Below are 23,997 nucleotides of genomic sequence, written 5' to 3'. Positions count from 1 at the left end.
CCGTGATGGGGGATGAGCCATGATAGCGCCATCCCCCGGACACGAACAGTGCGCGGAACCGGAGGTTCCCCGACGCGCCGATCCGTCAGGCGGCCGCGCGCTCGGCGACAGGCCGGCGGCGCAGGGCCGCCTGCACGATCGGCGGCGGCGAATAGGCCGCGCTTTCCAGCGGCGCCACGTCGATTCCCGGCGGCACGATCGCGTCGATGCGATCGAGCAGCTCGTCGCTCAGCACGACCCCCGCGCCCTCGAGCAGGCCGTCGAGCTGCTCCATGGTGCGCGGGCCGATGATCGCCGCGGTGAGCGCCGGGTGCGCCACGACAAAGGCCAGCGCCATGTGCATCAGCGAGATGCCGGCGCTCTCCGCCAGCGGGATGAGTTCCTCGACCGCATCGAGGCTGCCCTCGTCCGACATCGCCTTGGGAAAATAGCGCGTGCGGATCGAATCGGGCATCGGCGCGCCCTTGCGATATTTGCCGGTGAGCATGCCCTTTGCCAGCGGGCTCCACGCCATCACGCCCATCCCGTAGCGCTGGCAGGTGGGCAACACCTCGCGCTCGATCGAGCGGTTGAGGATCGAATAGGGCGGCTGTTCGGTGCGGAACCGCGCCAGCCCGCGCCGCTCGGCGATCCACTGCGCCTCGACGATATCGGATGCCGGGAAGGTCGACGCGCCGATCGCGCGCACCTTACCCTCCCGCATCAGATCAGTGAGCACCGACAGCGTCTCTTCCACGTCCGTGTCCGGCGCGGGGCGGTGGATCTGATAAAGGTCGATATAGTCGGTTTGCAGCCGGCGCAGCGAATCCTCGACCGCCCGGGTGATCCAGCGCCGCGAATTGCCCTGCATGTTCGGATCGTCGCCCATCGGCCCATGAACCTTGGTCGCGAGCACGATATGCTCGCGCCGACCTTTCAGCGCCTTGCCGACGATCTCCTCGGATTCCCCGGCGCTGTAGCGATCGGCGGTGTCAATGAAGTTGATGCCGAAATCCACGGCCTTGTGGATCATGCGGACGCACTCGTCGTGATCGGGATTGGCCAGTTGCCCGAACATCATCGCGCCCAGACAATAAGGGCTGACCTTGATCCCGGTCCGGCCGAGGGGGCGGTATTGCATTTGTCTTCTCCTTCATCACGCGCTGGCGGATTGCCGGTCGGCGCCCTATAAGCATCAATCGGAACCTGTTTCCGTTTATACGGAACGTTGTTCCGTTTATCAAGGGCGGATGGAGAAGCGTGAGCAAGGACAGTTTCGACATGGTGCAAGCGACCGCTGAGCAGGGCCGGCCGGTCAGGGCCGATGCGCGCCGCAATCTCGATGCGCTGCTCCGAGCGGCCATGGCCGCGTTCACGGAATTGGGCGTGGACGCGCCGATGCGGGAGATCGCGGCGCGCGCGGGTGTCGGGGTCGGAACGCTGTACCGCCACTTTCCCCAGCGATCGGACCTGATCAAGGCGATCATCCGGCAGGAAGTCGATGCCTGTGTCGAGGCCGGCGCGGTCTTCGCGGCAACGCAGGCGCCGGGCGAGGCGCTGACCTCCTGGATGCTGCGCCTGATCGATTTCGTCGCGACGAAACGGGGCCTGGGGCCTGCGCTTCATTCGGGCGACCCGGCCCTTCAATCGCTTCCCGACTATGTGTTCGGTCGACTGACGCCGACGCTGCGCGGCTTGCTCGATGCCGCGGCGGCGGCCGGCCTGATCCGTGCCGATGTGGACGCCGGCGAGCTTCTGCTTGCCGGCCTCCAGCTGGCAACGCCGATCGCCGGCGGCGACACCGCGCAGGCGCGGCGCATGATCGCCCTGCTGGTCGACGGCTTGCGTTACGGCGCGAGTGGGCCCGCGCAAAGCAAAGGCTAGTGTCCCGAGTCGGAAGGTCGTTGCATTAGAAATCCGCCGTCAGCATGACGGAAGTAAAATATTTACCAGCGACCTTCCGATTCAGGGCATTAGTTGACCGTGATGACGCCCTTCGACTTGTCGCTGCCGTCGCTGGTCAAGTCGAGCTTGAACGGCTTCTTCTCGTCGGTGGTGCCGGTCAGGCCGTTGCCGTCCGGCACGACGGTGAAGCCCGCGCCGTTGAGCTTCTGCTGGAACCAGTCGCGCACCGTCGCCGGGGCGGCCGGGCTCTGGAAGGAGACACGCACGCGGCCATTGTCGTCCTCGCGGGACTTGCCCCCGTCATGCGCCTCCACATTCATCCCGGAAATGGTCGAGCCCGGATAAAGATGGACGCCGTTCATCTCGAAATCGTCCGCATCGAGATGAATCTTGGGCAGGTTGAGCTTGCCCGAGAAGCCCGGCACGTTGATCGCCACCGCACCGGTATTGCCGTCCATGCTCGCCACGACATTGCCGTCGGAATCGGTGCTGTTGATCGAGATCGAGGTGCCGGTCTTCGAATCGTCGCAGGCGGCAAGCGTGGCGGCCAGAGCGATCGCTGCCAGCGGCGCGGCCAGGGAACGAAGCATGGGGCAGTCTCCAAGGGTGAATTAGTTAAGTAACACACTAATTCCTGACGGGGGCGGCGTCAAGCATTTCCGGCGAAACTTGGGGGTGACCTGCGTCGGCGCATCTGCGACAGGCCTCCGCATGACTGCCGCTTCGTCCCCCGACTCCCGCAACATGGCGCCGTTCGGCTTTCGCGAATTCGTCGTGATGGTCGCCTCGCTGATGGCGCTGGGCGCGATCGGGGTCGACACGATGCTGCCCGCGCTGCCGGCGATCGGCGAGCGGCTGGGCGTCACGACCGAGAATGAGCGGCAATATGTCATCGCGATCTATCTGATCGGGCTTGGCGCCGGACAGCTGATCCATGGTCCGCTGGCCGACCGGTTCGGCCGGCGGCCGGTGATGATGTGGGCGCTGTTCCTCTACGGGGTCGGCAACGCGGTGGCGGCGGTGTCGGGCAGCTTCCAGCTGCTGCTGCTCGCCCGGCTGCTCGGTGGCGTCGCGGTCGCGGCGACCCGGGTGGTGACGATCGCGATCGTGCGCGACTGCTATTCGGGCCGCCCGATGGCGCGGGTGATGAGCCTCGCGATCATCGTCTTCATGATCGCGCCGGTGCTGGCGCCGACCCTGGGGCAGTTTATCCTGTTCTTCGGATCGTGGCGGCTGATCTTCAGCGTGATCGCGGTGCTGACCGCGATCGTGCTGGTCTGGTTCGCATTGCGCATGCCCGAAACACTGGCCGGCGAACGCGTGCCCTTTTCGGTCGGGCGGCTCGCCGAGGGTTACCGCACGACGCTCACGGATCGCTGGTCGCTCGGCTATACGCTGGCGGGTACCGCGCTGCAGGGCGCGCTGTTCGGCTATATCACCTCGGTGCAGCAGATCGTGACGACGGTGTTCGATGCGGAGAAGCATCTGAATCTCGTCTTTGCCGGCACCGCGGGCATGATGGCGGCGGCGAACCTGCTCAACTCGCGCCTGGTGATGCGGCTCGGCTCGCGCTTCCTGTCGCACAGTGCCGTGGTCTTCCTGATCCTGATCTCATCGGTGAACGTCGCCAACTGGTTCCTCGGCGGCGAGAGCCTGATCCTGTTCGTGATCCTCCAGGCGCTGACCATGGGCTGTTTCGGCCTGGCCAATGCGAATTTCAACGCCATGGCGATGCAGGATATGGGCGATATCGCGGGCACGGCCTCCAGCATTCAGGGTTTCATCAGCGTGACCTTCGGCGCGGTGATCGGCATGTCGATCGGCCAGTCCTTCGCGGGTACGACCCTGCCGTTGCATATCGGTACCTTGTGCTGCGCGCTGATCACCCTGGTCATCATCGCGGTCACCGAGCGCGGCAGGCTGTTCCGGCCGCATTGAATTGCGCTTCGTCGCAGACGGCGGAACCGCTTTGATGTAATCTCGTTCGCCTGATGATCCGCGATTCCGCGGCTGGGAGACGGACGATGAGCATGGGTGGCTATCAGGTACCTGGCGAAGGCACCGGCGACGACGGGTTCGACGAGGAAGGCTATGACGAGAGCCAGCGCGCCGAGATCCTGGAGGTCACGCGCGACGGACCGACCGACGGCACCATCCTGACAGATCTCAATCCGGACATCGGCGACGAAGACGATGACGACGACGATGTCGAGATGGAGAGCGACGAGATCGGCGACGAAGACCCGGATGCGGATGAAGACGAAGACGACCTTGTCGAGGACGAGCTCCAGGAGGATTTCGAGGACGACGATGTCGACGAGGACGATCTGGGGGATGCGGACGACGCGACGCTCCGCCCATGAGGTGGCGCGGGAGGGCCGGATTGACGGGCCCTCCCGCCGCTGAATAGGATCGTCGGCGCAAGGAGTTCCGCCATGCCGACCGATCCCCGTATCGACGCCTATATCGAGAAGCAGGCCGAGTTCGCGAAGCCGATCCTGCGCCACATCCGGACGCGGATGCATGCCGCCTGCCCGGACGTGGTCGAGACGGTGAAATGGAGCCGCCCCTTTTTCGATTACAAGGGCAGCCCGCTCGCGATCATGTCCGGGTTCAAGGCGCATGCGAGCTTCGGCTTCTGGCGCCGCGATGCGCTGGCGACTGGCCAGGAAGGCGAGGCGATGGGGCAGTTCGGGCGGCTGACCTCGATCGCGGATCTGCCCGGCGATGCCGAGCTCGACGCCCTGATCCGCGAGGCCGCGGCGCTGGTCGATGCGGGCGAGGGGGCGATCAAACGCAAGCCCAGGCCCGCCAAGCCTGAACTGGAGGTGCCACCGGAACTGGCCGACGCGCTCGCGGGCGACGCCGTCGCGAGCGCCACGTTCGACGGTTTCCCGCCAAGCTGCCGCCGCGAATATGCCGAATGGATCGCGGACGCCAAGCGCCCGGAGACGAAGGCCAAGCGCGTTGCCGAAGCGATCGGGATGCTGCGCGAGGGCAAAAGGCGGAACTGGAAATATGAGCAGTGATGCGTGGCGCAGCCAGGCGGCGGCCTCCGGCTGACCTTGCACTATCTCCCGTAATATTTCGCGACCGGTCGCTTGCCGTGTGCGGCTCCCATGTTATGGTGTAACGTCACCATTGCGAAGGAGGACATGATGAGCGCACGAGCCCTGGCCTATCGGCAACCCCGCATCGACCATTCCGAGCCGCTGTCGGCGTTGAACATCACGCCGCTGATCGACGTGCTGCTGGTGTTGATCGTGACCCTGATCCTCACCATCCCGATGATGACGCACAAGGTGCCGATCGACCTGCCGACCGGTGTTCCCGGACCGACCCAAACCAATGTGATCCACCGGATTGACCTGAACGCGGCGGGCCAGATCGCGCTCGACGGCACCCCCGTCGATCTGGTCGAGTTGCGGACGCGGCTCGATGCGATCCGGGCCGATCCCGATGCGCAGCTGCAATTCAGCACGGACGGCGCGGCGCGCTACGAGCGGTTCGACCAGATACTCGCGGTGATCAAGCGCGCCGGCATCACCAGGCTCGGCTTTGTCGGGAACGAGAAGTTCCGGAACTTCGACGCGGTCGAATAGCGACCAGCGACGGGATGCCGGGGAACGTTGCCGCGTGGCGCGGCGTTGGGGCGTTCCCCTGCAACCGACAAGGTCTTCATCCCATGCGCTATTTCATCGCGCTTCCGCTGCTGCTCGCGGCGGGCTGCTCGCCCGACAAGTCGGGTAGCAACTCGGTCGACATCAATACGGCCGCCGAGCAGGCGCAAGGCAGCGTCGATGCCTATGCCAACAGCCAGGGGGCCAACAGCCAGGGGAACGAGACCGCGCCGGTGACGGAGGTGGCGCCCGGCGCGGCGGCGACACCCGCGCCGCTGACGCCGCCCGAACCGGGAACCCCCGGCGGCCTGCCCGACGATCGCACCCCGATCTCCGAGGCGCCTTTCACGCCCGACAGCGCGCAGGGCGCGGCGAACGTGGTGCAGACCTATTATGCGCTGCTCGGCGAGGGCAAATACCGCCAGGCCTGGGCACTGTGGGACGATGGCGGCAAGGCATCGGGGATGAGCGCCGAGGCGTTCGCCGCGAGCTTCGCCAAATATACCGAATATCACGCCAATGTCGGCGCGCCGGGCGAGATCGACGCAGGCGCGGGGCAGCGCTATGTCACCGTGCCGGTGCAGGTCTATGGCCGGCTGAAACAGGGTGCGGCGCCGGTCTATATGCTGGGCAGCGTCACCCTGCACCGCGTCGGCGACATCGACGGTGCTACCGCGGCGCAGAAGAGCTGGCATATCCGCAGCGCCGACATCAAGCCGCGCCCGGGCGGCAAGCCGACGCCGGTCGCGAGTGTCCCCGCGACGGGCATCGTCACCGCCACCTATCGCTGCGTCGACGGCAGCCGGATCAATGTCCGCTTCGACAAGGGCGCCGATACCGCCACCTTGCGGTCGGGCGGCAAGCTGGTCGCGGTGCTCAAGGGACAGCGGCCGGCCTCGGGCATCTGGTATGCCGCGCGCGGATACGAGCTGCGCGGCAAGGGGCAGGACGCTACCTTCACGCAGCCGGAGATGCCGCCACTGGCATGCCGCGCGAACTAGGCTAGTCGTACCGGGACTTTTGACGGATCCCGCTCATGCCGACTCTGCTGCTTCTCGTTGCCTCCAACTGCTTCATGACGATCGCCTGGTACTGGCATCTCAAGGGCGGGATGACGAAACCGCTGATCTGGGTGATCCTGATCAGCTGGGGCATCGCGTTGTTCGAATATTGCCTGGCGGTGCCGGCCAACCGGCTCGGCTATGCCTCGGGCTGGAGCGGCGGTCAGCTGAAGGTCGCGCAGGAAGTCATCACCCTGCTGGTGTTCGGCGTCTTCATGGTCGCGGTGCTTGGCGAGCCGCTGAGCTGGCGGCATGCCGGCGCGTTTCTTTGCCTGATCGGTGCCGCGGCATTCCTGTTCGCCGGCCGCTAGAGGAGCGACGGCGTTGACGTTCCATATCTCCGGTGCCTCGTGCAGTCAGATGTCCGATATTTATATCTATTTGATATATAAGGATATTATATGAGATTCGCACTGGCCAGGCCAGACAAGATATGAGACAGGCTGGTGTCCCATATCTCCCGTTGGCGCGCACGGCACGGTCGCTGCCGGCGATTCAACCATGAGGCCGGATCTGGCATTGCAGCCATGCCGAACCCTTGCCGGCCCGCTCTTTCTTATCGTCGGAACAGATTTGCCAGGCGCTAACGCCCATTCAGCGCGGCGGCGAGGGCAATGAGGTCGCTGTTCTGAATGGCCTCCCCGGTCGCATCGGTCGGCACGGCAGCGGCGGTTTGATGGCCCTGCCGTGGGGCAGGCGCGTAGCCGGCGACGTCAATGGCGGTCCACAGGATGCCGCCCGCCCAGATCAATGCCGCCCATCGGCTTCTGAACAGTTTGGCGAAGGGCATTGTCCGTTGATGGATCGAGAGTAGTTAAGACCGTCCTCGACGTCATGGTAAATACGGCAGCTATTTCGGCCGCTTCTCCATCGACTGAAGCTGCGCGAGCCTTGCCGCCTCGGCGATCGCGCTCGCCGATTTCGATGCCGCGTCCGGCGTGAAGGAAACGGCGAGGCCATCCGGCCCGTCGAGCATCACTTCCCCTTCTTCCGCCGTCACCGTGGTGGGAATGTCATGGACTTTTATCGACATGGCGAAATAACCTTTCCCGGATTAACAAAAACGCAGGCGCGACCGCGTCGGTTCCGATAAGGTTTGGGGATGTACACACGAAATTTCCTGAAAACCCACCCAACACCGAAACTTAGCGACGCCGAAGCGGCATCGCTCGAGGCGGCGGTGGGCCGCACCGCGGAGTTTCGCGCGAAGCAGATCATCGTGCGTCAGCAGGTTCCGCTGAGCCAGTGCACCCTGCTGCTGGAGGGATTCGTCGAACGCTACAAGGATACGCCGGAGGGGCGGCGCCAGATCCTGGCGATCCATGTGCCGGGCGATTTCGTCGATCTGCACAGCTATCCGCTGAAGCGGTTGGAACATTCGGTCGCCGCGCTGACCGCGGTGAAGGTGGCGCTGTTCCCGCATCCGGCGATCCGCGCGCTGACCGAGCAATCAGCGACGCTGACGGAATTGCTGTGGCGATCCACCCTGATCGATGCGGCGATCAACCGCGAATGGATCGTGTCGGTCGGGGCGCGTTCGGCGGCGGTGCGGCTCGCGCACCTGTTCTGCGAGATGTACATGCGGCTCGACCGGGTCGGCCTGACCGACGGCCTGCGTTTCACCTTCCCGCTGACCCAGATCGACCTTGCCGATGCCACCGGGCTGACGCCGGTCCATGCCAACCGCATGCTGCGGCAATTGCGCGAGCAGGGGCTGGTCGAATTCCGCGCGGGCATTGCGACGATCCTCGACTGGGATGGCCTGCGCAGTTTCGCGGAGTTCGATCCGGGATATCTGTTTCTGGAATGATCTTCGCGCCCCTCCCCCGAAAGGGAGGGGCCTGGGATCAGCGGGCGTCGCCGCCGAGATAATGCCCCTGCGCCGCATCCGTCGCGTTGACCGCGAGGATCGAGCGGGCATCGCCCGGCGCACGGGGACGGCCCTTGCGGTCGCCGGCGGCGTGGATGACGCGGTCGAGCAGTTCCTGCCCCTCGCTCCACCAGCCGATCCCGCTGGCGGCGTTGATATGCCCCTGTTCGCCCGCATCGACGAAATGGCTGCCCCAGGTCGCCGCGAGGCTGTGCGCGCGCTCGATGGTGATCCACGGATCGTCGCGGCTGGCGACGAGGATCGAGGGGAAGGGCAGCGGCGCGACCGGCGTCGGCGCGAAGGCATGCAGATCGACCTGGGCATCCGGGCGATCGACATCGGCCGGCGCGACCAGCAGGGCGCCGGCGACCGGCCAGCCATAGGGCTGGCGCGTCAGCTCGGCCCACCAGGCGACGGCAAGGCAGCCAAGGCTGTGCGCGGCCAGGATCACCGGCGCCTGGGCCGAGCGAATCGCCTGGTCGAGCTTGGTCACCCAGGCATTGCGATGCGGGGTGTTCCACATGCCGAGCTCAACGCGGACAGTGTCGGGCCGGGCGCTTTCCCACAGGCTCTGCCAGTGCGAAGGCCCCGATCCCCCCAGACCGGGAACGGTCAGGATGGTCGGTTGGGCCGGGTCGTGGGGCGAAAAGCTTCCCATGATACGCACTCCTTGAAGAGGGGAGAGACGTGGCCGCGCGAAGCTCTAGGGGACGCCGAGCGACCACGCCTCCCGAGGTGAAAAGCTATTCCTACTATTCCGATAGGCAATAGGCCCTGCGACCAACCGCGCAGGCGCTGCGACAGTCCGAAATGGCGGCATGATCCGGTCGCAAAAGGGGCCGGATTCGTCGTGTCCAACCGGACCGGGAATGGGCTATCGCGGTGCGACTCGGCTTGGTAGGGCAGGGCATGGCCAAGCTTCGCGCCGATCAGATGCTCGTCGATCGCGGCCTCGCCGAGAGCCGGACGCGCGCACAGGCGCTGATCATGGCGGGGCTGGTATTCGCCGGCGACCGCAAGATCGACAAGCCGGGGCAACAATTTCCGGATGATGCGGTGCTCGACGTGCGGGGGCGCGATCACCCCTGGGTATCGCGCGGCGGGATCAAGCTGGCGCATGGGCTCGATCATTTCGGCTGGGACGTGACCGGCACAGTGGCGATCGACGTCGGCTCCTCGACCGGGGGGTTCACCGATGTGCTGCTCACCCGCGGTGCAGCGAGAGTCTATGCGGTCGACAGCGGCACCAACCAGCTCGCCTGGAAGCTGCGTCAGGACGCGCGCGTGATCGTCCATGAACAGACCAGCGCGCGCATCCTGACCGCGGCGCATATTCCCGAGCCGGTCGACCTGATCGTGTGCGATGCGAGCTTTATCGGGCTCGCCAAGGTGCTCGACGTGCCGATGGGTTTCGCCAGGGACGATGCGCGCCTGCTCGCGCTGATCAAGCCGCAGTTCGAGGCGGGGCGCGAAGAGGTCGGCAAGGGCGGGGTGGTGCGCGATCCCGCCATCCATGCGCGGGTATGCGCCGAGGTTTCGGCCTGGGTCGACTCGCGCGGCTGGCATGTCGAGGGGGTCGTGGAAAGTCCGATCACCGGGCCCGAAGGCAATGTCGAATTCCTTCTGGCGGCGACGCGTTCGGTGGCGGAGCGGAAGCTGAAAGGGCTGGAAGCGTGAGGGACATCGCATCGAAGCAGCCGCGCGGGCTGGCATTCCTGCGCACGGCGATCGTGACCGTTCCAGCCATCCTGCTGCTCGGGTTCGTCTCGGCGCGCCTGGCGCCCGGCGGATCCGGCAACAGCTGGTATGCCGCGCTCGCCAAGCCGCCCGAAAACCCGCCGGACTGGGTGTTCCCGGTGGCCTGGAGCGCGCTTTACGTCCTGCTCGGCCTGGCGCTGGCGATGGTCATCCAGGCGCGCGGATCGCGGTGGCGTGGCGCGGCGATCGCCCTGTTCTCGGTCCAGATGGCGGTGAACCTGATCTGGTCGCCGCTGTTCTTCGGCCTGCATCAGGTGCGCTGGGCGCTGGTCGCCATCGTCGTGATGCTGGTTCTCGCCGGCGCGACGACGCTGGCGTTCGGACGCGTCAGGGCTGTCGCGGCGTGGCTTTTGGCGCCGTATCTGCTATGGCTGGCCTTTGCCGGTTTGCTGACCTATCGCATCGCGGCGCTCAACCCCGGGGCCGAAACCCTTGTGCCGTCGTCCTCGACGTCCCAAATCAACTCCATCTGACACGAATTTTACGGGATCATCCGATGCAGTCCGACAACAAGATTTTCGACGATTTCGCGAAGTTCGTAAACGGCGCCGCGGGCACGCTGGCCGGCATGGGCCGCGAGGCCGAACAGGGCGCCAGGGCCAAGGCGAAGGAATGGATCGGCGGTCTCGACTTCGTCAGCCGCGACGAATTCGAAGCGGTCAAGGCGATGGCCGCGGCCGCCCGTGACGATGCCGACGCGCTGCGCGCCCGGATCGATGCGCTCGAAGCGGCAGCGGCGCCTGTCGCCCCCAAGAAACCCAAGGCAGGAGCCTGACGATCTTTTCCACAGCTTTTTCTACAGGTCTATCCACGCTTGACTTGTGCGTCCCACCGTATCGGGGCACCACATCTGGTGTCACGACGGCGGCACGGGAAGGGATGGCGTGATGCTTGACGAAGCCGATTACGAACGCGACGACGCGGCCCCCATCGACATGCTCGAAAGCTATTTCGCGGCACATGGGTGGGAGCATGAGCGCCAGGACGACGAAGTCATCGCCAAGGTGAAGGGCAGCTGGACTCAATATGAGCTCCGGGCGCTGTGGCGTGACGAGGACAGCGTCATCCAGTTCCTCGCCTTTCCCGACATTCGCGTCACCGATGAGCGCCGCAGCGCGATCTACGAGGCGATCGGGCTGATCAACGAGCAGCTCTGGGTCGGCCATTTCGAGCTATGGTCGTCGAGCGGGATCCTCCTGTATCGCCACGCCGCGATGATCGAGGGCGAGAACGGCACCATGTCGCTCGGCGCGGCGGAGCTGCTGGTGGAATCGGCGATCGACGAGTGCGAGCGTTTCTACCCGGTGTTCCAGTTCGTGCTGTGGGGCGGCAAGACGCCGAAGGAAGCGCTCGCCGCGGCGATGACCGAGACCCAGGGCGAAGCCTGACCCGGTGATGATCGACAGGATCTGGCTGATCGGCTGCGGCAATATGGGCGGCGCGATGCTGCGTCGCTGGATCGCCAGCGGCGTGATCGCGGCGGACCGGGTCGATGTGGTCAACCGGACCGATCGCGCGCTTCCCGAAGGCGTACGCCAGGCGCGCGACCTGCCCGAGGGGCCGCTGCCCGACATGGTGATGCTCGGCATGAAGCCGCAGCAGATCGACGAGATCACGGCCCGTTACGCCGAACGGCTGGCAGGGGTGCCGGTGCTGGTGTCGATCCTGGCGGGCGTGGAGAGCGCGACCCTGGCCCGGCGTTTCGGCGCGGGCTCGATCGTGCGGGCCATGCCGAATCTGCCCGTCGGCATCGGCAAGGGCGTGGTCGGGCTTTACTCCGACGACTCAGATGCGGACACGCACGATGCCGTCTCCGCGCTGATGACGCCGCTCGGGCTGGTCGAATGGATCGCGGACGAAAAGCTGTTCGACGTCGTGACTGCGCTGGCCGGGAGTGGGCCGGGTTTCCTCTACCGCGTCATCGACGCCCTGGCCGCGGGTGGCGAAGCGCTCGGCCTGCCCGTGGATCAGGCGCAGCGCATGGCGATTGCGACGGTCGAGGGGTCGGCGATGCTGGCGTCGGCGGCTGACGTATCGCCGGCGGTACTGGCGGATCGTGTCGCCAGCCCGGGCGGATCGACGCGCGAAGGGCTCAACGTCCTGGATCGCGACGACGCCCTGAAGACGCTGATGCGCGACACGCTGGCCGCAGCCACGCGCCGCAACGCGGAAATGGCCGCTGCGGCGCGCCAGGCTTAGGCCAGTCGGGGGCGCATCCTTCCGAAATGGTTTCAACTCCGATTGCCCAAATCCGCCGCGCATGATGGTGTCCCGGCCGGAAGCGCGTGACTTGTCCGCCTTCCTGGACTTGCCGAAATCTCGTTCGGCCAGCCGCGTATTGCGTAGGCACTTTCGTCCGGGGATTGGTGATGCGCAAACTCTTCCTGAAAAGCTGTATTTCGGCGTCGCTGATCGCGGCGAGCTTTGCGCTGCCGGTCATGGCGGGCGGCCAGGTGACCTATGTCGACCAGGGCAGTTCCTGGACCGACTCGACGCGCAGCGACTTCTACTCGCGCGACCAGGGATCGCAGATGATCCCGCTCGCCTGGCTGAACGCGCTCACCACCGCCGACGGCCAGCCTTTCCTGGGCGACCAGCTCGCGCGCTATGGCTATCTGCCCAATCCCGGCTCCGACCTGCCGATCGGCTTCACCAAGGCGGGCGCGCCGGGGCAGGAAGTGGCGGGCATGACCTGCGCTGCCTGCCATACGCGGCAGATCGTCGTCGGGACTCAGCAATATCGCATCGATGGCGGCCCGGCGCTGGTCGATTTCCAGGCGTTGCTGACCGATCTGGTCGATGCGGTCGGCCGGGTGCGCGCGACCAATGCCTCGTTCGCGACCTTTGCGACGGCAGTGCTCGGCCCCAATCCGCCAGCGAAGCAGATCAAGCAGCTCCGCTCGGACGTCGATCTGTGGTATCTTCGCGAGAATGCCCTGCGGAACAACGCCTATCCGACCCCCTTGTGGGGGCTCGGCCGGCTCGACGCGGTCAGCATGATCTTCGACCGCCTGACCGGCCTCGATCTGGGCAAGCCGCCCAGCTATCTGATCGAATCGAACATCAAGATCGCCGACGCGCCGGTGCGCTATCCGTTCCTGTGGAACGCGCCGAAGCAGGATTACACGCAGTGGCCGGGCTTTTCCGCCAATGGCAGCGACATTTACGGCCTGGCGCGGAACACCGGCGAAGTGATGGGGGTGTTCGGTACCTTCCGGCCGAAGAAGTCTTTCTTCCACCTGTTCGGCATCGACTTCATCGGCAAGGGCACCTCGCACCAGCAATCGACCGATTTCGATGGGCTGTTGAAGCTGGAGGATCTGGTGCAGCTGATCGGCGCGCCGAAATGGCAATGGCCGGTCGACCCCGCGCTCGTCTCGCGCGGCCAGGAAATCTACAACTGGTCGCAGGCGCAGGGCGGCTGCGTCTCCTGTCACGGCCAGACGCCGGGCAAGAAGCGCCTGCCCAACCAGGCGACCTGGGCGACCCCGCTGCTGGATGTCGGCACCGACTCGCACGAGTATGACATCCTCGCGCGCGAATCCGATCCGGGCGTGCTGAAGGGCGCGCATATCCCGTTCCTGATGCCGCCGATCAAAAATCCGGCGACCTCGTTCAGCCTGCTCGGCGTGTCGGTCGGCGGGTCGATCCTGCAAAGCGGATCATGGGTGCCGGCGATCTGGGGCAATCTGATCGCGAAGCAGCAGAGCTCGAAGGGGCCGATGCCGTCGGACCAGGTGAAGCAGGCGCTGAACGATGCGTTCGACGACGACGCGGCCGCGCCGACCGACGGCAAATACCGTTACGAGTCGCGTGTGCTCTACGGCATCTGGGCAGCCGCGCCCTATCTGCACAACGGATCGGTCGCGACTCTGGCGGACCTGCTCAAGCCGGCGGACCAGCGTGCCGCGTCCTTCCTGGTCGGCCCCTATTACGACACGCAGGCGATTGGCCTTGCTGCTGCCCAGCCCGGGCTGAACGGCGTGCGCGTCACCACGGGATGCGACCAGCGCAATTCGGGCAACAGCCGATGCGGGCATGAATTCGGCACGACCTTGCCCGACGCGGACAAGCTGGCCTTGCTGGAATATTTGAAGACGCTTTGAAGGGGAGAGGGGCGGCTAGTCCCGCAGGCTCTCGACGCGGGGGCGCTCATGCTCCGGGATGAGGCCCTCGAGCACTGCCCAGAAGCCGCTCACCGCTGATTGCCCGGCGCTGGCATACGCAGCGGAGAGCCGCTCGCGCAGGGCCTCGAACAGCTCGTTCTCGAGGCCCCTTCCAGCGTCGGTCAGGCGGAGCAGGCGCTGCCGCCGGTCGCGCTCGCCGGGGCGGGTCTCGACCAGCCCACGATCGCCCAGCTCGGTCAGTACCCGGCCGAGCGACTGCTTGGTGATCGCGAGCAGCGCAAGCAGTTCGCTCACGGTCATGTCGGGCTGGCGGGCGATGAAATAGAGCGCGCGGTGGTGCGCACGGCCAAGGCCCTGCGCCGCGAGCCCGCGATCGATCGCGCGCGTGAGGTGGCTGTTGCCGAAATAGAGCAATTCCATTCCGCGGCGAAGCTCGGGCTCCCGCAGGAAAAGCGGTGAAGCGGTCGTTGACGGGGCTGCCATGTTGACCGGATTTGGCGCCTTCCCTACTAGGCTTCAACCCTAGAAATTGTATCAAATTGTAAGAATGGAACCATGCTCGATATAACGACCGACGGGAGCAAGGGCAGCGGCCTGACCTTCACCCAGGAGCCGCATCCCGGTCTGGTCGACGCGAACGAGCGCGCGCGCCTGCTGGAAAACCCTGGATTCGGGCGGGTTTTCACTGATCATATGGTCACCATCCGCTTCAATGAAGCGCAAGGATGGCATGACGCCCGCGTCCAGCCGCGCGCGCCGTTCCAGATGGATGCGTCCTCCGCCGTGCTGCATTACGCGCAGGAAATTTTCGAAGGCATGAAGGCATATCGCCTCGCCGATGGCGGAACGGCCCTGTTCCGGCCCGATGCGAATGCGGCGCGGTTCCGCAGTTCGGCCCAGCGGATGGCGATGGCTGAATTGCCGGAAGAGCTGTTCCTCGAGTCGATTCGCCAGCTGGTGCGGATCGATCACGACTGGATTCCGACCTCCGACGGCGGCTCGCTGTATCTGCGGCCGTTCATGATCGCGAGCGAGGCGTTCCTGGGTGTGAAGCCCTCGGCGGAATATCTCTATGCGGTGATCGCCTCCTCGGTCGGCGCCTATTTCAAGGGCGGCGCATCGGCTGTCACCTTGTGGGTGTCGGAGGATTATACCCGCGCCGCGCCCGGCGGCACCGGCGCTGCGAAGTGCGGCGGCAATTACGCCACCAGCCTGGTCGCCCAGAAGGAAGCGATCCGTCAGGGTTGCGACCAGGTGCTGTTCCTCGATGCGGCCGAGCGTCGCTGGATCGAGGAGCTGGGCGGCATGAACATCTTCTTCGTGTTCGACGACGGTTCGATCTCAACGCCGCCCCTGACGGGCACGATCCTGCCCGGCATCACCCGCGACTCGATCCTGAAGCTGGCGAAGGACATGGGCCTCACGGCGCGGGAAGAACCCTATGCGATCGACCAGTGCCGCGCCGATGCGGAGAGCGGCCGGTTGCGCGAGGCGTTCGCCTGCGGCACCGCCGCGGTGGTCGCGCCGATCGCGCAGATGAAGATGCGGGGCGGCGATTTCACCATCGGCAGCGGCGGCCCCGGCCAGACGACGCTGCGCATGCTGAACGCGCTGACCGACATCCAGCGCGGCAAGGCGCCCGATCCGCATGGCTGGGTGGAACGGCTCGACCAGGCCTGACGATCACGCCCGTTGCGGGAATCGGTTGGGGTGCCTAAAGGCCTCCGCTCACCGGTTCCCGTCAGGTCGTTCCGACAGGGTCTCACTGGGGCGTCGCCAAGTGGTAAGGCAGCGGCTTTTGATGCCGCCATTCGCAGGTTCGAACCCTGCCGCCCCAGCCAGACCCTTTCCCGAAAATACAGCCTGGATCAGGCGGTCTCCGCCAGCCAGGTCACGACCAGCGCGTCCCGCCATGCCGGCTCGTCCGGATCGATCGGCCGGATCGGCGTGACGCCGTGGCGGATGCGGCGGTCGTCGAGCAGAACGCCGTCGCCGGGCGTCGCCAGGGTGAACTGGCCGATCCGCCGGCCCGCCTCGTCGCCGATCTCGGTCACGCCGTCGGAGACGTTCCTGCGGTCGACCAGCATCACGAACACCCAATCGACGCCGTCCCGGTGAAGGCCTTCGGGTGTCGGCCTTCCGGTCTCGGCCGCTGATGTCTCGATGCGGAACTGGTGAAGCTCGACATGCCAGGCCTGGTCGGCCGGATAGCGTCCCACCGCGCAAAGAAGGGGCGTCCAGGCCGCCAGGATCGCCTGCAGAACGGGATTGGCCAGCGTCTCGGGCAGGACAGGCTCGAACCATCGCTGCACGTCCCCGTTCAGCGGGTTATAGTCGCGGCTCTGGAAATGCGGCTGACGCGGCTTGGGCTCGATCGCGCCGCCGGACATCCTGAGCGCGGCGTGCCGGCGTCGCCGGTACCGGCCGCCATCGGCCATGTACAGATCGGGTCCCAGTGCGTCCCAGGAGCGGGCGAACCCTTCCCACGCCCGACGAGCCTCAGGGCCGAGCCGCGCCAATACCGTATCCGCGGAGAGGCAGACATAGCCCTGTTCGCCAAGTGCTGCCGCCAATGGGTCTGTCAGTCCTGTCCGGTCCGTCGCCTCAGTCAATCATCGCCTCTTTCCCCTGGCCTCAAAGCCTTGGGGAAATCGCTCTATACGCGCGCCGTTGGAACAGAAAGGGGAACGTCCGTGTCCACTCTTCGACGCCGCCGGTGCAGGTAGGGAGCTGCCCGCACCGGCGGCGCCGCGCGCCGCGCCCCTTCGCGGGCTTACGGCCGCACGCCGGTTACCGACGTCGTGCCGCTGCACCGGGTGTTGCCGGGGCCGGTATAGCTGAACGACCCGTTGCCAGTGAGCTGCGTGCTGTTCGGAATGCTGGCGTTGAGCGTCTCGGTGGTCTTGCCCGGCCCGTCGTCATAGGTGACGGTCGTCGAGCCTTTCAGGCCCGCCGCGTCGTCCTTGCTGGACATGGTCAGGGTGATCGGGAAGCCGCCATAGGACGTGGTGTACTGCGTATCCGAGACCTTGCTGACCATGATGGTGAAGCTGTTGGTCTCGTTCGGGCAGAGCCCCGCCTGGGACTGGCTGGTCGTGGTGGAGCGGCTGGTGACGCTCCAGGCGCCGTCGAACTTGCGCTCGATCGTCACCAGCACCGTCGCCGCCTTGGAATAGCCATTGGCGTTCTTGCCGCGATAGGTGAACTTGTCGTCGCCGAAATTCTGGCCGGTCGGCGTATAGATGAAGCTGCCATTGTTTTGCAGCGCGACGTTGCCCTTGGTCGGCCGGTCGACCAGCTCCAGCGTATCCGCGCCGCTTACCTGTACGCTCGACGCGGTCGGCTGGCCCTGCGTCACCTTGATCGCCGCGTCGTTCACCTTGGGCAGCGCCAGCGTCAGCGTGGCCTCGACCGGGAGCGCCTTGCTGTCCGCCGGGGTGAGGGTGAAGCTGAAGTCGATATTCTCCTTGTCCGGGTTCACGGCCTTGAAGCGGAGCGTCAGCACGTCGCCACTGCCGGACGCCGAGCCCGTCACGCCGGACGTGATACCGCTGAGCGCCACGGTCGAGGCGGGCAAGTTCTCGTCATAGCCGCCGACCCTGCTGACCATCTTCGCCAGCGATGCCGGGACATAATTGTTGGCGACGGCGAGCGCGTACAGCTTGTCGGTCGATGACTTGATCGCACCCGCGACACTCGCGAACAGCGATTTATGCTGCTGGACCTGGAAGGTGCGGGGCACGTCGTTCGAGAAGCCAAGGCGCGTGGCCGCCGTGGTCGCGGTTACGTAGCGCAGCGTCTGTCCGGCGATCATGGCGCCGCTGGGCTGGTAGTTATAGTTGGAGAGGCCAAGCTTCTCGATGTCGAAACAATAATCGGCGATCGCATCGAGCGACTTCAGCACGCCCTTGTCGAAGGCGAGATAGGTCAGCAACGCGCCGCCGGCGAAGACGATTGCGCCGAGGCCTGTGCCGATGCCGGCAGCCGCCAAGGTGGTGACCTTCGCCGCCGCAATGGTGGTGACGACGCTGTAGATGAAGATGTCGGCGGCGGCGTTGCACTTCCGGTCGTCGGCCGCGCTCGGCACGAGCGACCGCGCCGCCAGCGTTGACGCGGCCGGGAATTGATTGGCCTGGATGTAGATCGCGGCGTTGCGCAGATCCTCCGCGGAGAAGCTGTCGATCGTGCTGATGCCGGTCTGGAGCTGAGCGATCTTCGCGTTGATGTCCGCCTTCGCCGTCGCGTTCAGGCTCGCTCCCGCCGACGCGAGAAACGCCTGGGCCTCGTTCTTCCGTGTCGTCAGGAAATCGAGCACGACGTTGCGGGCGTTGGCCACTTCGGCCGGCGCCGAGACCTGCACGGTGAAACTGTAGCTGCGGCTGCCGATCGTGACCGTCATCGTCTGCGCGCCGGCCGAAAGGCCGGTCGGCGTGACGAAGACCAACGTCCTGGCGTCGTCGCTGCGATACAGGGTGACGTCCTTGCCGCCGAGCTTGCCGGTGTAGCTGGCCTGTTCGAGGGGCAGGTTCTCGGCGAACAGCGCACCATATTTGCCCTGGGAGAGAGTGCTCGTCCCGGGCGCCTGCTTGAGCGAGACGGTGGTGGGCTGGACGCTGATTGAGGCGGTCGCGCGACCGGTATTGCCCGCCGCATCGGTCGCGCTGGCGGTGCAGGTGATGGTGGTGGCCGCCGTCACCATCGGCGTGACCAGCATCGTGCCGGTCAGCGTGCCACCGTCGCAGGCGATGGTCGGCGTCAGCCCCGTCGTCACATTGTCCGTAGCCGTCGCGGTCAGCGCGAGGGTGAGGCCGCCTTCGACGGTGGCCGGCGCGGCCAGGCTGACAATCGGCGCCTGCGTATCAGCGGTGCTGCCGCCACCACCCCCTCCGCCGCCGCCGCCCGATCCGCCGGAGTCGCCCCCGCTGCATCCGGAAATTGCCCCGAGGATCATCAGGCTGGCTAAGGTACGGCGCATGTGTGGATTCCTTTAACGCGATGACATGCCGCGGGGCCGCTGGGGGCCTGGCGGTTCAGAAGGTGAAGCGAAGACCGGCGCTGCCGCTGTTGGTGCGGATGGCGCCGACATCGGCGCCCGACACGGCGTCGTAGGGCAGCTTGCCGCCCTTGGCCTGGCGGTGGCGATAATCCACTGTCAGCGCGATATGGTCGCTGAGCCGGAGCGCGACGCCCGCGCCGAGCTGCCAGGCGAAGCGTGCCTTGCCCTCGCCATCGATCTCGAACCCGGCCACACCGATGCCGCCTCCGGCATAAGGCGTGATCACTTCGCCGATCGGCAGGTCGAGCCAGATATTGGCGAGCGCCGAAAGCTGGCGCACCCGGCCGCCTTCGCCGAAGGAGATGGTGTTGCCGGAGAGCCCGCAGCCCGACACTTCGAGATAGTCGCACACGTCTGCGACATCGCCCGCGTCGAGCGTGACGGTAGCGCCGTTGACCTTGTCCACGCTCAGCGCGCTGATCTTGTTGCGCTGATAGGCGACCTCCACGTCACCCCGAACCATGCCGAAATCATAGCCGGCCACGCCCTTGAACTCGGCCGCGCTCTTGGTGTGGATGCGTCCATCGACGCTGTCGGATGCGCTGCTGCCGCCAAAGGTGCCGCCGGCGTCGTAATAGCGGATATCGGTTTCCTGCACTGCCGCGATGCCGCCGGACAGGCCGAGATAGAACCCCTTGCCACTATCCTCTCCGTCCTGGGCATAGGCCGCTGTCGAAAGAGAGGATGCGGCCACAAGGCCGGCCAGGATGGTCGAGATACGCATGTGAAACCCCCGATGAACATGTGTCGATCCACCGGCGCTGTTGCGATCCGGCGCGAAACAATTCCCCGGCCCTCCCGAAGAAAGTCGTTGAAACCGCCCGTGAGTTGTTGATTAGACGGGGGACTTGCCCGAACGTATCGGCCGGGTGGCCGAACCGGATGGCCGAGGTGATTTGGGGGACTGACGACCGGATGGCGCTGCGCACTCTGCCCGAACCCGGCGTGAAGCTGCGTCTCGAAGAGATCGAGGAAATGCAGAGCAAGAGCCGGACGACGATCGTCGGCATCGTCGTGATGGCGACGGTGCTGATCTTCATCCATGCCCAGTTCTCCGCGATCGTCGATGCCATGCTGCTGAGGGGCTGGCTCGCCTTCATGGGTGGCAGTGTCCTGTTTCTCTGCCTGTTGCTGGCCGCCTTTGCCGTACCGCGCTGGCGTGCGGCGCGATCGGCGCGCTTCTGGGTGCGCGCGTCGCAGGTCGTGACGGTGAGCTTCTGCGCCGGGATCGCGTCAAGCGTGTGGATCCTGCTGCCGCCGGCCGACAACGATCTGCGCATGTTCGCGATCTTCCTCTATGTCTGGTTCGTCGCGATGGTGATGATGACGGGGGGCGATGGACTGTCGGCGCTGAGCTGCCTCGCGCTCATCGTGTCGCTATCCGCCTTCGTGCTGACTCACGACGTGCCGTTCGCCACGCCGCTGGCACTTTTCCTGCTCATGGCCGGTGTTGCGATCGTCGGCATTCGCGGCCTCATCTGGCGTGCCGCCAACGATGCGTCCGACGCGCGGGCAATGACTCAGCGTGCCGCGGAATCGCTCGAACGCGCGCTCGCCATCGTGCGGGCCGAACGCGACGCCAAGACGCGCTTCATCGCCTCGGCCTCGCACGATCTCCAGCAGCCGATCCAGGCAGCGCATCTGTTCATGGATCAGGCGCTGGAAAGCGAGGACCCGGTATCGCGCAGCCGCGCGGCGCGCGGCGCGAAGAGTGCGTTCCAGTCAGTCCAGGCGCTGCTTGAAACGATGCTCGATCATTTGCGGCTCGACGCGGGTGCCGTCATTGCGCGCATCGGCGACGTGCCGATCGACCAGATTGCCGGCGCGGTAATGATGGAACATGGTCCGGCCGCCCACTCGGCGGGCATCCGCCTGATCCTGGTGAAAAGCCGGGTAGTCGTGCGCGCCGATGCGCGCCTGTTGCAGCGCGCGCTGGCCAATCTGGTCGGCAATGCCATTCGCCACGCGCACGGCACGCGCATCCTGGTCGGGGCACGTGTGCGGCAAGAGGCGGTCGAACTCAGCGTGATCGATGACGGCCGCGGCATCGCACCGGGCGATGTGGAGCGGTTGTTCGACGATTTCGCCCAGGGCTCGGACCATGGGCTCGAGAATCGCGGTGGCTTCGGTCTCGGGCTGTCTTCGGCGCGGCGCCTGGTCGAATTGCAGCGCGGCACCCTCGTGCTGGATCGGCGATGGCGGCGCGGCGCCGCTTTTCGTATTCGCCTGCCCGTCGGCCACCGCGTTGCGCCCGAGCCAGCCGTCCTTCGGGAGCCGACATGCGAAGCTGCCTGATCTGCGACGACCATCAATTGGTGCGCGAGGCGTTGGCGGGTGCGGTCGCTCGACGCTGGCCCGACGCGACGATCGAGCAGGCGGGCAGTTTTCCCGAGGCATGGCATCAGGCGGCGGCGGCTCCGGACCTTTGCCTGGCTGACCTGACCATGCCGGGCGCCGCCGAACGCGAGGGCATCGCGCACCTGGCGCGCCTGGCACCCGGCACACCCATTCTCGTGATCACCGGTTCGCATGACGACCAGCTGTTGCTTGATCTGATCGCGGACGGTGTCGCCGGCTTCGTGCCCAAGACATCCGGCACTGACATCATCCTGGCGGCGATCGAGCTCGTGCTTGCCGGTGGCCGCTATCTGCCGCCGCGCCTCGCCGAACTGGCGGCGGGCGCGCAAGGCGATGGCGAGACGCCAACTGCCCGTATCGCCAAGCCAGTCGTGACGGCACGCCAGGCCGATGTCCTCCGGCTGGTGGCCCAGGGTTATTCCAACAAGGAGATCGCGCGCGATCTGGTATTGTCGCCGGCGACGGTAAAGACTCATGTCGCCCAGGCTCTGGCGGCGATCGGCGCGGCGAACCGCACCGACGCCGCGATGCGCGCACGGGCGTTGGGCCTGATTTAGCGCAGCAGCCTGTTGAACCGACATGGCGGTATCGAGCAGCGCCAGTTGTACTGTTCGATCGAACGAACTAAAAGCGGAGTCGTGAAAAGCGAACCTCTTCTCGACACCGCCATCGAGCAATTCGGCCGGCTCGGCTTCGAAGGCGCCAGTACCCGCCAGATCGCGAAGGCGTCGGGCGCTGCGATGTCCTCGATCACCTATCATTTCGGCGGCAAGGAAGGGCTGTACCTTGCTGCGGCCGAGCGGATCGCGTCGGGCATTTCGGAGATGCAGGCACCGTTGTTCGCGGCGGCGCGCGCGGCCGCGATCGAGTCGCGCGAGCAGGCGGTCGACTGGCTGCTGCGGCTGATCGACGGCTTTGCCCAGATGATGCTGCGTCCTGAAACCGAACTCTGGGCGCGCTTCATCATCCGTGAACAGCTCGACCCGACCGAGGCGTTCGACCGCCTCTATCGCGGCGCGATGGAGCCACTGGCCGAGACGTTCGTCGCCTTGCTCGGCCGCATCCGCACCGATCTGGACCAGAAGGACGTGCGTGCGCTGGCACTCCTGTTCTTCGGCCAGGCGCTGGTGCTGCGCGCCGGCCGCGCCTCGGTCTGCCGGGTCATGGGCATCGACCGGATCGACGAGGAAACCGCCACCCTGTTGCGCGCCCGCTTGCGCGCGAATGTGCACTGCATCCTGATGGAGAAGCTGGCATGAATCGCCGCATCATCGTGTTGATCGTCGTGGTCGTCGGGCTCGTCGTCGCGGCCGTCGCCACCCGCGGCTTCGGCCTGTTTCCGCGCGCGAGCGACGGTGAGCTGACCCTGCACGGCAATGTCGATATCCGCGAGGTCGACATGGCGTTCCGCGTCGGCGGACGGATCAGCGGAATCGCGGTCGAGGAGGGCGCCAAGGTCAAGCAGGGCCAGACGCTTGCCGTCCTCGATACGGCGACGCTCGACAGCCGGATCGGCCAGGCCGATGCGCAACTCGCCCAGGCGCAGGCGCAACTCGCCAAGCTGCGCAACGGCAATCGCAGCCAGGATATCGCGCAGGCGCGCGCCCGTGTCGCCGCGGCGCAGGCCGTGGTGGAGAATAGCGAGCGCGACTATCGCCGCCGCGAGCCGCTGGTCGGCCCCGGCGCGATCAGCCGCGACGTGTGGGACCAGACGGTGGCGGATCGCGACCGGGCCCGCGCTCAGCTTGCCGAGGCACAGCAGGGCCTGTCGCTGCTGAATGCCGGCACCCGGCCCGAGGACATCCAGGCGGCGAGGGCGCAAGTCCAGGCAGCGGCCGAGGCGCGGCGCAATGCGGCGACCGACCTGTCCGACACGCGGCTCATCGCGGCATCGCCCGGCACGGTCGTCACGCGCGCCCGCGAGCCCGGCGCGATCGTCCAGCCGGGCGAGACGGTGCTGACGCTGTCGATCGACCGGCCGCTGCGCGTGCGCGCCTATGTCGACGAATCCGCGCTGAGCCGGATCAGCCCCGGCATGGCGGTGCAGGTGACGGCGGACGGCAACCCCAAAACCTATCGCGGCACGATCGGCTATATCTCGCCACGCTCCGAATTCACGCCGAAGTCAGTCGAGACCGAGAGCCTTCGGACCGACCTGGTCTATCGCCTGCGCGTCATCGTGACCGATCCCGACGATGCGTTGCGGCAGGGCCAGCCGGTGACCGTGCGCGTGCCCGGCGCCCGCCCGGCGCACCGGAACTAG

The 23,997-nt window shown here is 66.3% G+C and carries 28 protein-coding genes and 1 tRNA gene; 20 read left to right on the top strand and 9 right to left on the bottom strand.

Annotated elements, in window-relative coordinates; genetic code table 11:
• Positions 1 to 85 precede the first annotated feature (85 nt).
• A complete protein-coding gene (locus ACZ1I5_RS14795; RefSeq protein WP_465170001.1) occupies positions 86 to 1,120 on the bottom strand; it encodes an aldo/keto reductase in 1,035 nt (344 codons plus the stop codon).
• Between the two features lie 119 nt (positions 1,121 to 1,239).
• Here ACZ1I5_RS14795 and ACZ1I5_RS14790 point away from each other — a divergent pair, with 119 nt between their 5' ends.
• The gene (locus ACZ1I5_RS14790; protein WP_465170000.1) at positions 1,240 to 1,863 is read left to right on the top strand and encodes a TetR/AcrR family transcriptional regulator; all 624 of its coding nucleotides are present in this window, start codon (positions 1,240 to 1,242) and stop codon (positions 1,861 to 1,863) included.
• A gap of 89 nt (positions 1,864 to 1,952) precedes the next feature.
• Here ACZ1I5_RS14790 and ACZ1I5_RS14785 read toward each other — a convergent pair whose 3' ends face one another.
• A complete protein-coding gene (locus tag ACZ1I5_RS14785; protein ID WP_465169999.1) occupies positions 1,953 to 2,474 on the bottom strand; it encodes a hypothetical protein in 522 nt (173 codons plus the stop codon).
• Positions 2,475 to 2,595: 121 nt separating this feature from the next.
• On the opposite strand from ACZ1I5_RS14785, the gene ACZ1I5_RS14780 reads away from it, so the two are divergent.
• The 6 genes from ACZ1I5_RS14780 to ACZ1I5_RS14755 all read left to right on the top strand — a co-directional run bounded on the left by ACZ1I5_RS14780 (position 2,596) and on the right by ACZ1I5_RS14755 (position 6,876).
• The gene (locus tag ACZ1I5_RS14780) at positions 2,596 to 3,822 is read left to right on the top strand and encodes a multidrug effflux MFS transporter (RefSeq protein ID WP_465169998.1); all 1,227 of its coding nucleotides are present in this window, start codon (positions 2,596 to 2,598) and stop codon (positions 3,820 to 3,822) included.
• Positions 3,823 to 3,914: 92 nt separating this feature from the next.
• Positions 3,915 to 4,247 carry a DNA primase gene (locus ACZ1I5_RS14775; protein WP_465173978.1) on the top strand — a complete coding sequence of 111 codons (333 nt, stop codon included), beginning with the start codon at positions 3,915 to 3,917 and terminating at the stop codon, positions 4,245 to 4,247.
• 72 nt (positions 4,248 to 4,319) lie between these two features.
• A complete protein-coding gene (locus ACZ1I5_RS14770; RefSeq protein WP_465169997.1) occupies positions 4,320 to 4,913 on the top strand; it encodes a YdeI/OmpD-associated family protein in 594 nt (197 codons plus the stop codon).
• A gap of 129 nt (positions 4,914 to 5,042) precedes the next feature.
• Complete coding sequence (locus ACZ1I5_RS14765; RefSeq protein ID WP_465169996.1) at positions 5,043 to 5,486, top strand: ExbD/TolR family protein; 444 nt, start codon at positions 5,043 to 5,045, stop codon at positions 5,484 to 5,486.
• An 83-nt stretch (positions 5,487 to 5,569) separates the two neighbouring features.
• The gene (locus ACZ1I5_RS14760; protein ID WP_465169995.1) at positions 5,570 to 6,505 is read left to right on the top strand and encodes an MliC family protein; all 936 of its coding nucleotides are present in this window, start codon (positions 5,570 to 5,572) and stop codon (positions 6,503 to 6,505) included.
• 35 nt (positions 6,506 to 6,540) lie between these two features.
• Positions 6,541 to 6,876, top strand: coding sequence for a DMT family protein (locus ACZ1I5_RS14755; RefSeq protein WP_372849261.1), 336 nt, complete (start codon positions 6,541 to 6,543; stop codon positions 6,874 to 6,876).
• A 272-nt stretch (positions 6,877 to 7,148) separates the two neighbouring features.
• On the opposite strand, the gene ACZ1I5_RS14750 is transcribed toward ACZ1I5_RS14755, so the two are convergent.
• Positions 7,149 to 7,355 (bottom strand): hypothetical protein, encoded by a 207-nt coding sequence (locus ACZ1I5_RS14750; protein WP_465169994.1) that lies wholly within the window; start codon positions 7,353 to 7,355, stop codon positions 7,149 to 7,151.
• Between the two features lie 60 nt (positions 7,356 to 7,415).
• Positions 7,416 to 7,598, bottom strand: a complete 183-nt coding sequence (locus tag ACZ1I5_RS14745) for a hypothetical protein (protein ID WP_465169993.1) — start codon at positions 7,596 to 7,598, stop codon at positions 7,416 to 7,418.
• A 69-nt stretch (positions 7,599 to 7,667) separates the two neighbouring features.
• On the opposite strand from ACZ1I5_RS14745, the gene ACZ1I5_RS14740 reads away from it, so the two are divergent.
• Entirely contained in the window at positions 7,668 to 8,375 is a 708-nt protein-coding gene (locus ACZ1I5_RS14740) for a Crp/Fnr family transcriptional regulator (protein ID WP_465169992.1), read from the top strand.
• 37 nt (positions 8,376 to 8,412) lie between these two features.
• On the opposite strand, the gene ACZ1I5_RS14735 is transcribed toward ACZ1I5_RS14740, so the two are convergent.
• Positions 8,413 to 9,093, bottom strand: a complete 681-nt coding sequence (locus tag ACZ1I5_RS14735; RefSeq protein ID WP_465169991.1) for an RBBP9/YdeN family alpha/beta hydrolase — start codon at positions 9,091 to 9,093, stop codon at positions 8,413 to 8,415.
• Positions 9,094 to 9,344: 251 nt separating this feature from the next.
• Here ACZ1I5_RS14735 and ACZ1I5_RS14730 point away from each other — a divergent pair, with 251 nt between their 5' ends.
• From ACZ1I5_RS14730 to ACZ1I5_RS14705, 6 genes are all read left to right on the top strand, one after another.
• Positions 9,345 to 10,112: a TlyA family RNA methyltransferase gene (locus ACZ1I5_RS14730; RefSeq protein WP_465169990.1), complete on the top strand. Its 768-nt coding sequence runs from the start codon at positions 9,345 to 9,347 to the stop codon at positions 10,110 to 10,112.
• A complete protein-coding gene (locus ACZ1I5_RS14725) occupies positions 10,109 to 10,666 on the top strand; it encodes a TspO/MBR family protein (RefSeq protein WP_465169989.1) in 558 nt (185 codons plus the stop codon). Before ACZ1I5_RS14730 ends, ACZ1I5_RS14725 begins: the two co-directional genes overlap by 4 nt.
• A 23-nt stretch (positions 10,667 to 10,689) precedes the next feature.
• The gene (locus ACZ1I5_RS14720; RefSeq protein ID WP_465169988.1) at positions 10,690 to 10,968 is read left to right on the top strand and encodes an accessory factor UbiK family protein; all 279 of its coding nucleotides are present in this window, start codon (positions 10,690 to 10,692) and stop codon (positions 10,966 to 10,968) included.
• A 112-nt stretch (positions 10,969 to 11,080) separates the two neighbouring features.
• A complete protein-coding gene (locus ACZ1I5_RS14715; RefSeq protein WP_301087995.1) occupies positions 11,081 to 11,581 on the top strand; it encodes a type III secretion system chaperone family protein in 501 nt (166 codons plus the stop codon).
• 7 nt (positions 11,582 to 11,588) lie between these two features.
• Complete coding sequence (gene proC / locus ACZ1I5_RS14710; RefSeq protein WP_465169987.1) at positions 11,589 to 12,392, top strand: pyrroline-5-carboxylate reductase; 804 nt, start codon at positions 11,589 to 11,591, stop codon at positions 12,390 to 12,392.
• Between the two features lie 170 nt (positions 12,393 to 12,562).
• Positions 12,563 to 14,299: a di-heme-cytochrome C peroxidase gene (locus ACZ1I5_RS14705; protein WP_465169986.1), complete on the top strand. Its 1,737-nt coding sequence runs from the start codon at positions 12,563 to 12,565 to the stop codon at positions 14,297 to 14,299.
• Between the two features lie 15 nt (positions 14,300 to 14,314).
• Here ACZ1I5_RS14705 and ACZ1I5_RS14700 read toward each other — a convergent pair whose 3' ends face one another.
• Positions 14,315 to 14,803: a MarR family winged helix-turn-helix transcriptional regulator gene (locus ACZ1I5_RS14700; RefSeq protein WP_465169985.1), complete on the bottom strand. Its 489-nt coding sequence runs from the start codon at positions 14,801 to 14,803 to the stop codon at positions 14,315 to 14,317.
• A 72-nt stretch (positions 14,804 to 14,875) separates the two neighbouring features.
• On the opposite strand from ACZ1I5_RS14700, the gene ACZ1I5_RS14695 reads away from it, so the two are divergent.
• Complete coding sequence (locus tag ACZ1I5_RS14695; RefSeq protein WP_465169984.1) at positions 14,876 to 16,000, top strand: branched-chain amino acid aminotransferase; 1,125 nt, start codon at positions 14,876 to 14,878, stop codon at positions 15,998 to 16,000.
• Between the two features lie 86 nt (positions 16,001 to 16,086).
• Positions 16,087 to 16,161, top strand: a tRNA-Gln gene (locus ACZ1I5_RS14690).
• A gap of 27 nt (positions 16,162 to 16,188) precedes the next feature.
• Here ACZ1I5_RS14690 and ACZ1I5_RS14685 read toward each other — a convergent pair.
• The 3 genes from ACZ1I5_RS14685 to ACZ1I5_RS14675 form a co-directional block, all read right to left on the bottom strand.
• Positions 16,189 to 16,932 carry a 2OG-Fe dioxygenase family protein gene (locus ACZ1I5_RS14685; protein ID WP_465169983.1) on the bottom strand — a complete coding sequence of 248 codons (744 nt, stop codon included), beginning with the start codon at positions 16,930 to 16,932 and terminating at the stop codon, positions 16,189 to 16,191.
• 161 nt (positions 16,933 to 17,093) lie between these two features.
• Positions 17,094 to 19,295: an Ig-like domain-containing protein gene (locus ACZ1I5_RS14680; RefSeq protein WP_465169982.1), complete on the bottom strand. Its 2,202-nt coding sequence runs from the start codon at positions 19,293 to 19,295 to the stop codon at positions 17,094 to 17,096.
• A 55-nt stretch (positions 19,296 to 19,350) separates the two neighbouring features.
• Complete coding sequence (locus ACZ1I5_RS14675; RefSeq protein WP_465169981.1) at positions 19,351 to 20,100, bottom strand: outer membrane protein; 750 nt, start codon at positions 20,098 to 20,100, stop codon at positions 19,351 to 19,353.
• Between the two features lie 191 nt (positions 20,101 to 20,291).
• Between ACZ1I5_RS14675 and ACZ1I5_RS14670 the strand changes: the two genes are divergently transcribed.
• From ACZ1I5_RS14670 to hlyD, 4 genes are all read left to right on the top strand, one after another.
• A complete protein-coding gene (locus tag ACZ1I5_RS14670) occupies positions 20,292 to 21,671 on the top strand; it encodes a sensor histidine kinase (RefSeq protein ID WP_465169980.1) in 1,380 nt (459 codons plus the stop codon).
• The gene (locus ACZ1I5_RS14665; protein ID WP_465169979.1) at positions 21,656 to 22,291 is read left to right on the top strand and encodes a LuxR C-terminal-related transcriptional regulator; all 636 of its coding nucleotides are present in this window, start codon (positions 21,656 to 21,658) and stop codon (positions 22,289 to 22,291) included. Before ACZ1I5_RS14670 ends, ACZ1I5_RS14665 begins: the two co-directional genes overlap by 16 nt.
• Before the next feature lie 81 nt (positions 22,292 to 22,372).
• Entirely contained in the window at positions 22,373 to 22,993 is a 621-nt protein-coding gene (locus ACZ1I5_RS14660; protein ID WP_465169978.1) for a CerR family C-terminal domain-containing protein, read from the top strand.
• Positions 22,990 to 23,997, top strand: a complete 1,008-nt coding sequence (gene hlyD / locus ACZ1I5_RS14655) for a secretion protein HlyD (RefSeq protein ID WP_465169977.1) — start codon at positions 22,990 to 22,992, stop codon at positions 23,995 to 23,997. The genes ACZ1I5_RS14660 and hlyD overlap by 4 nt, the downstream gene beginning before the upstream one ends.

It is taken from the genome of Sphingomonas sp. BL-S-30 (assembly GCF_055521475.1).
The sequence above is the reverse complement of the archived record's forward strand: the minus strand, read 5'-3'. Positions and strand labels throughout refer to the sequence as shown.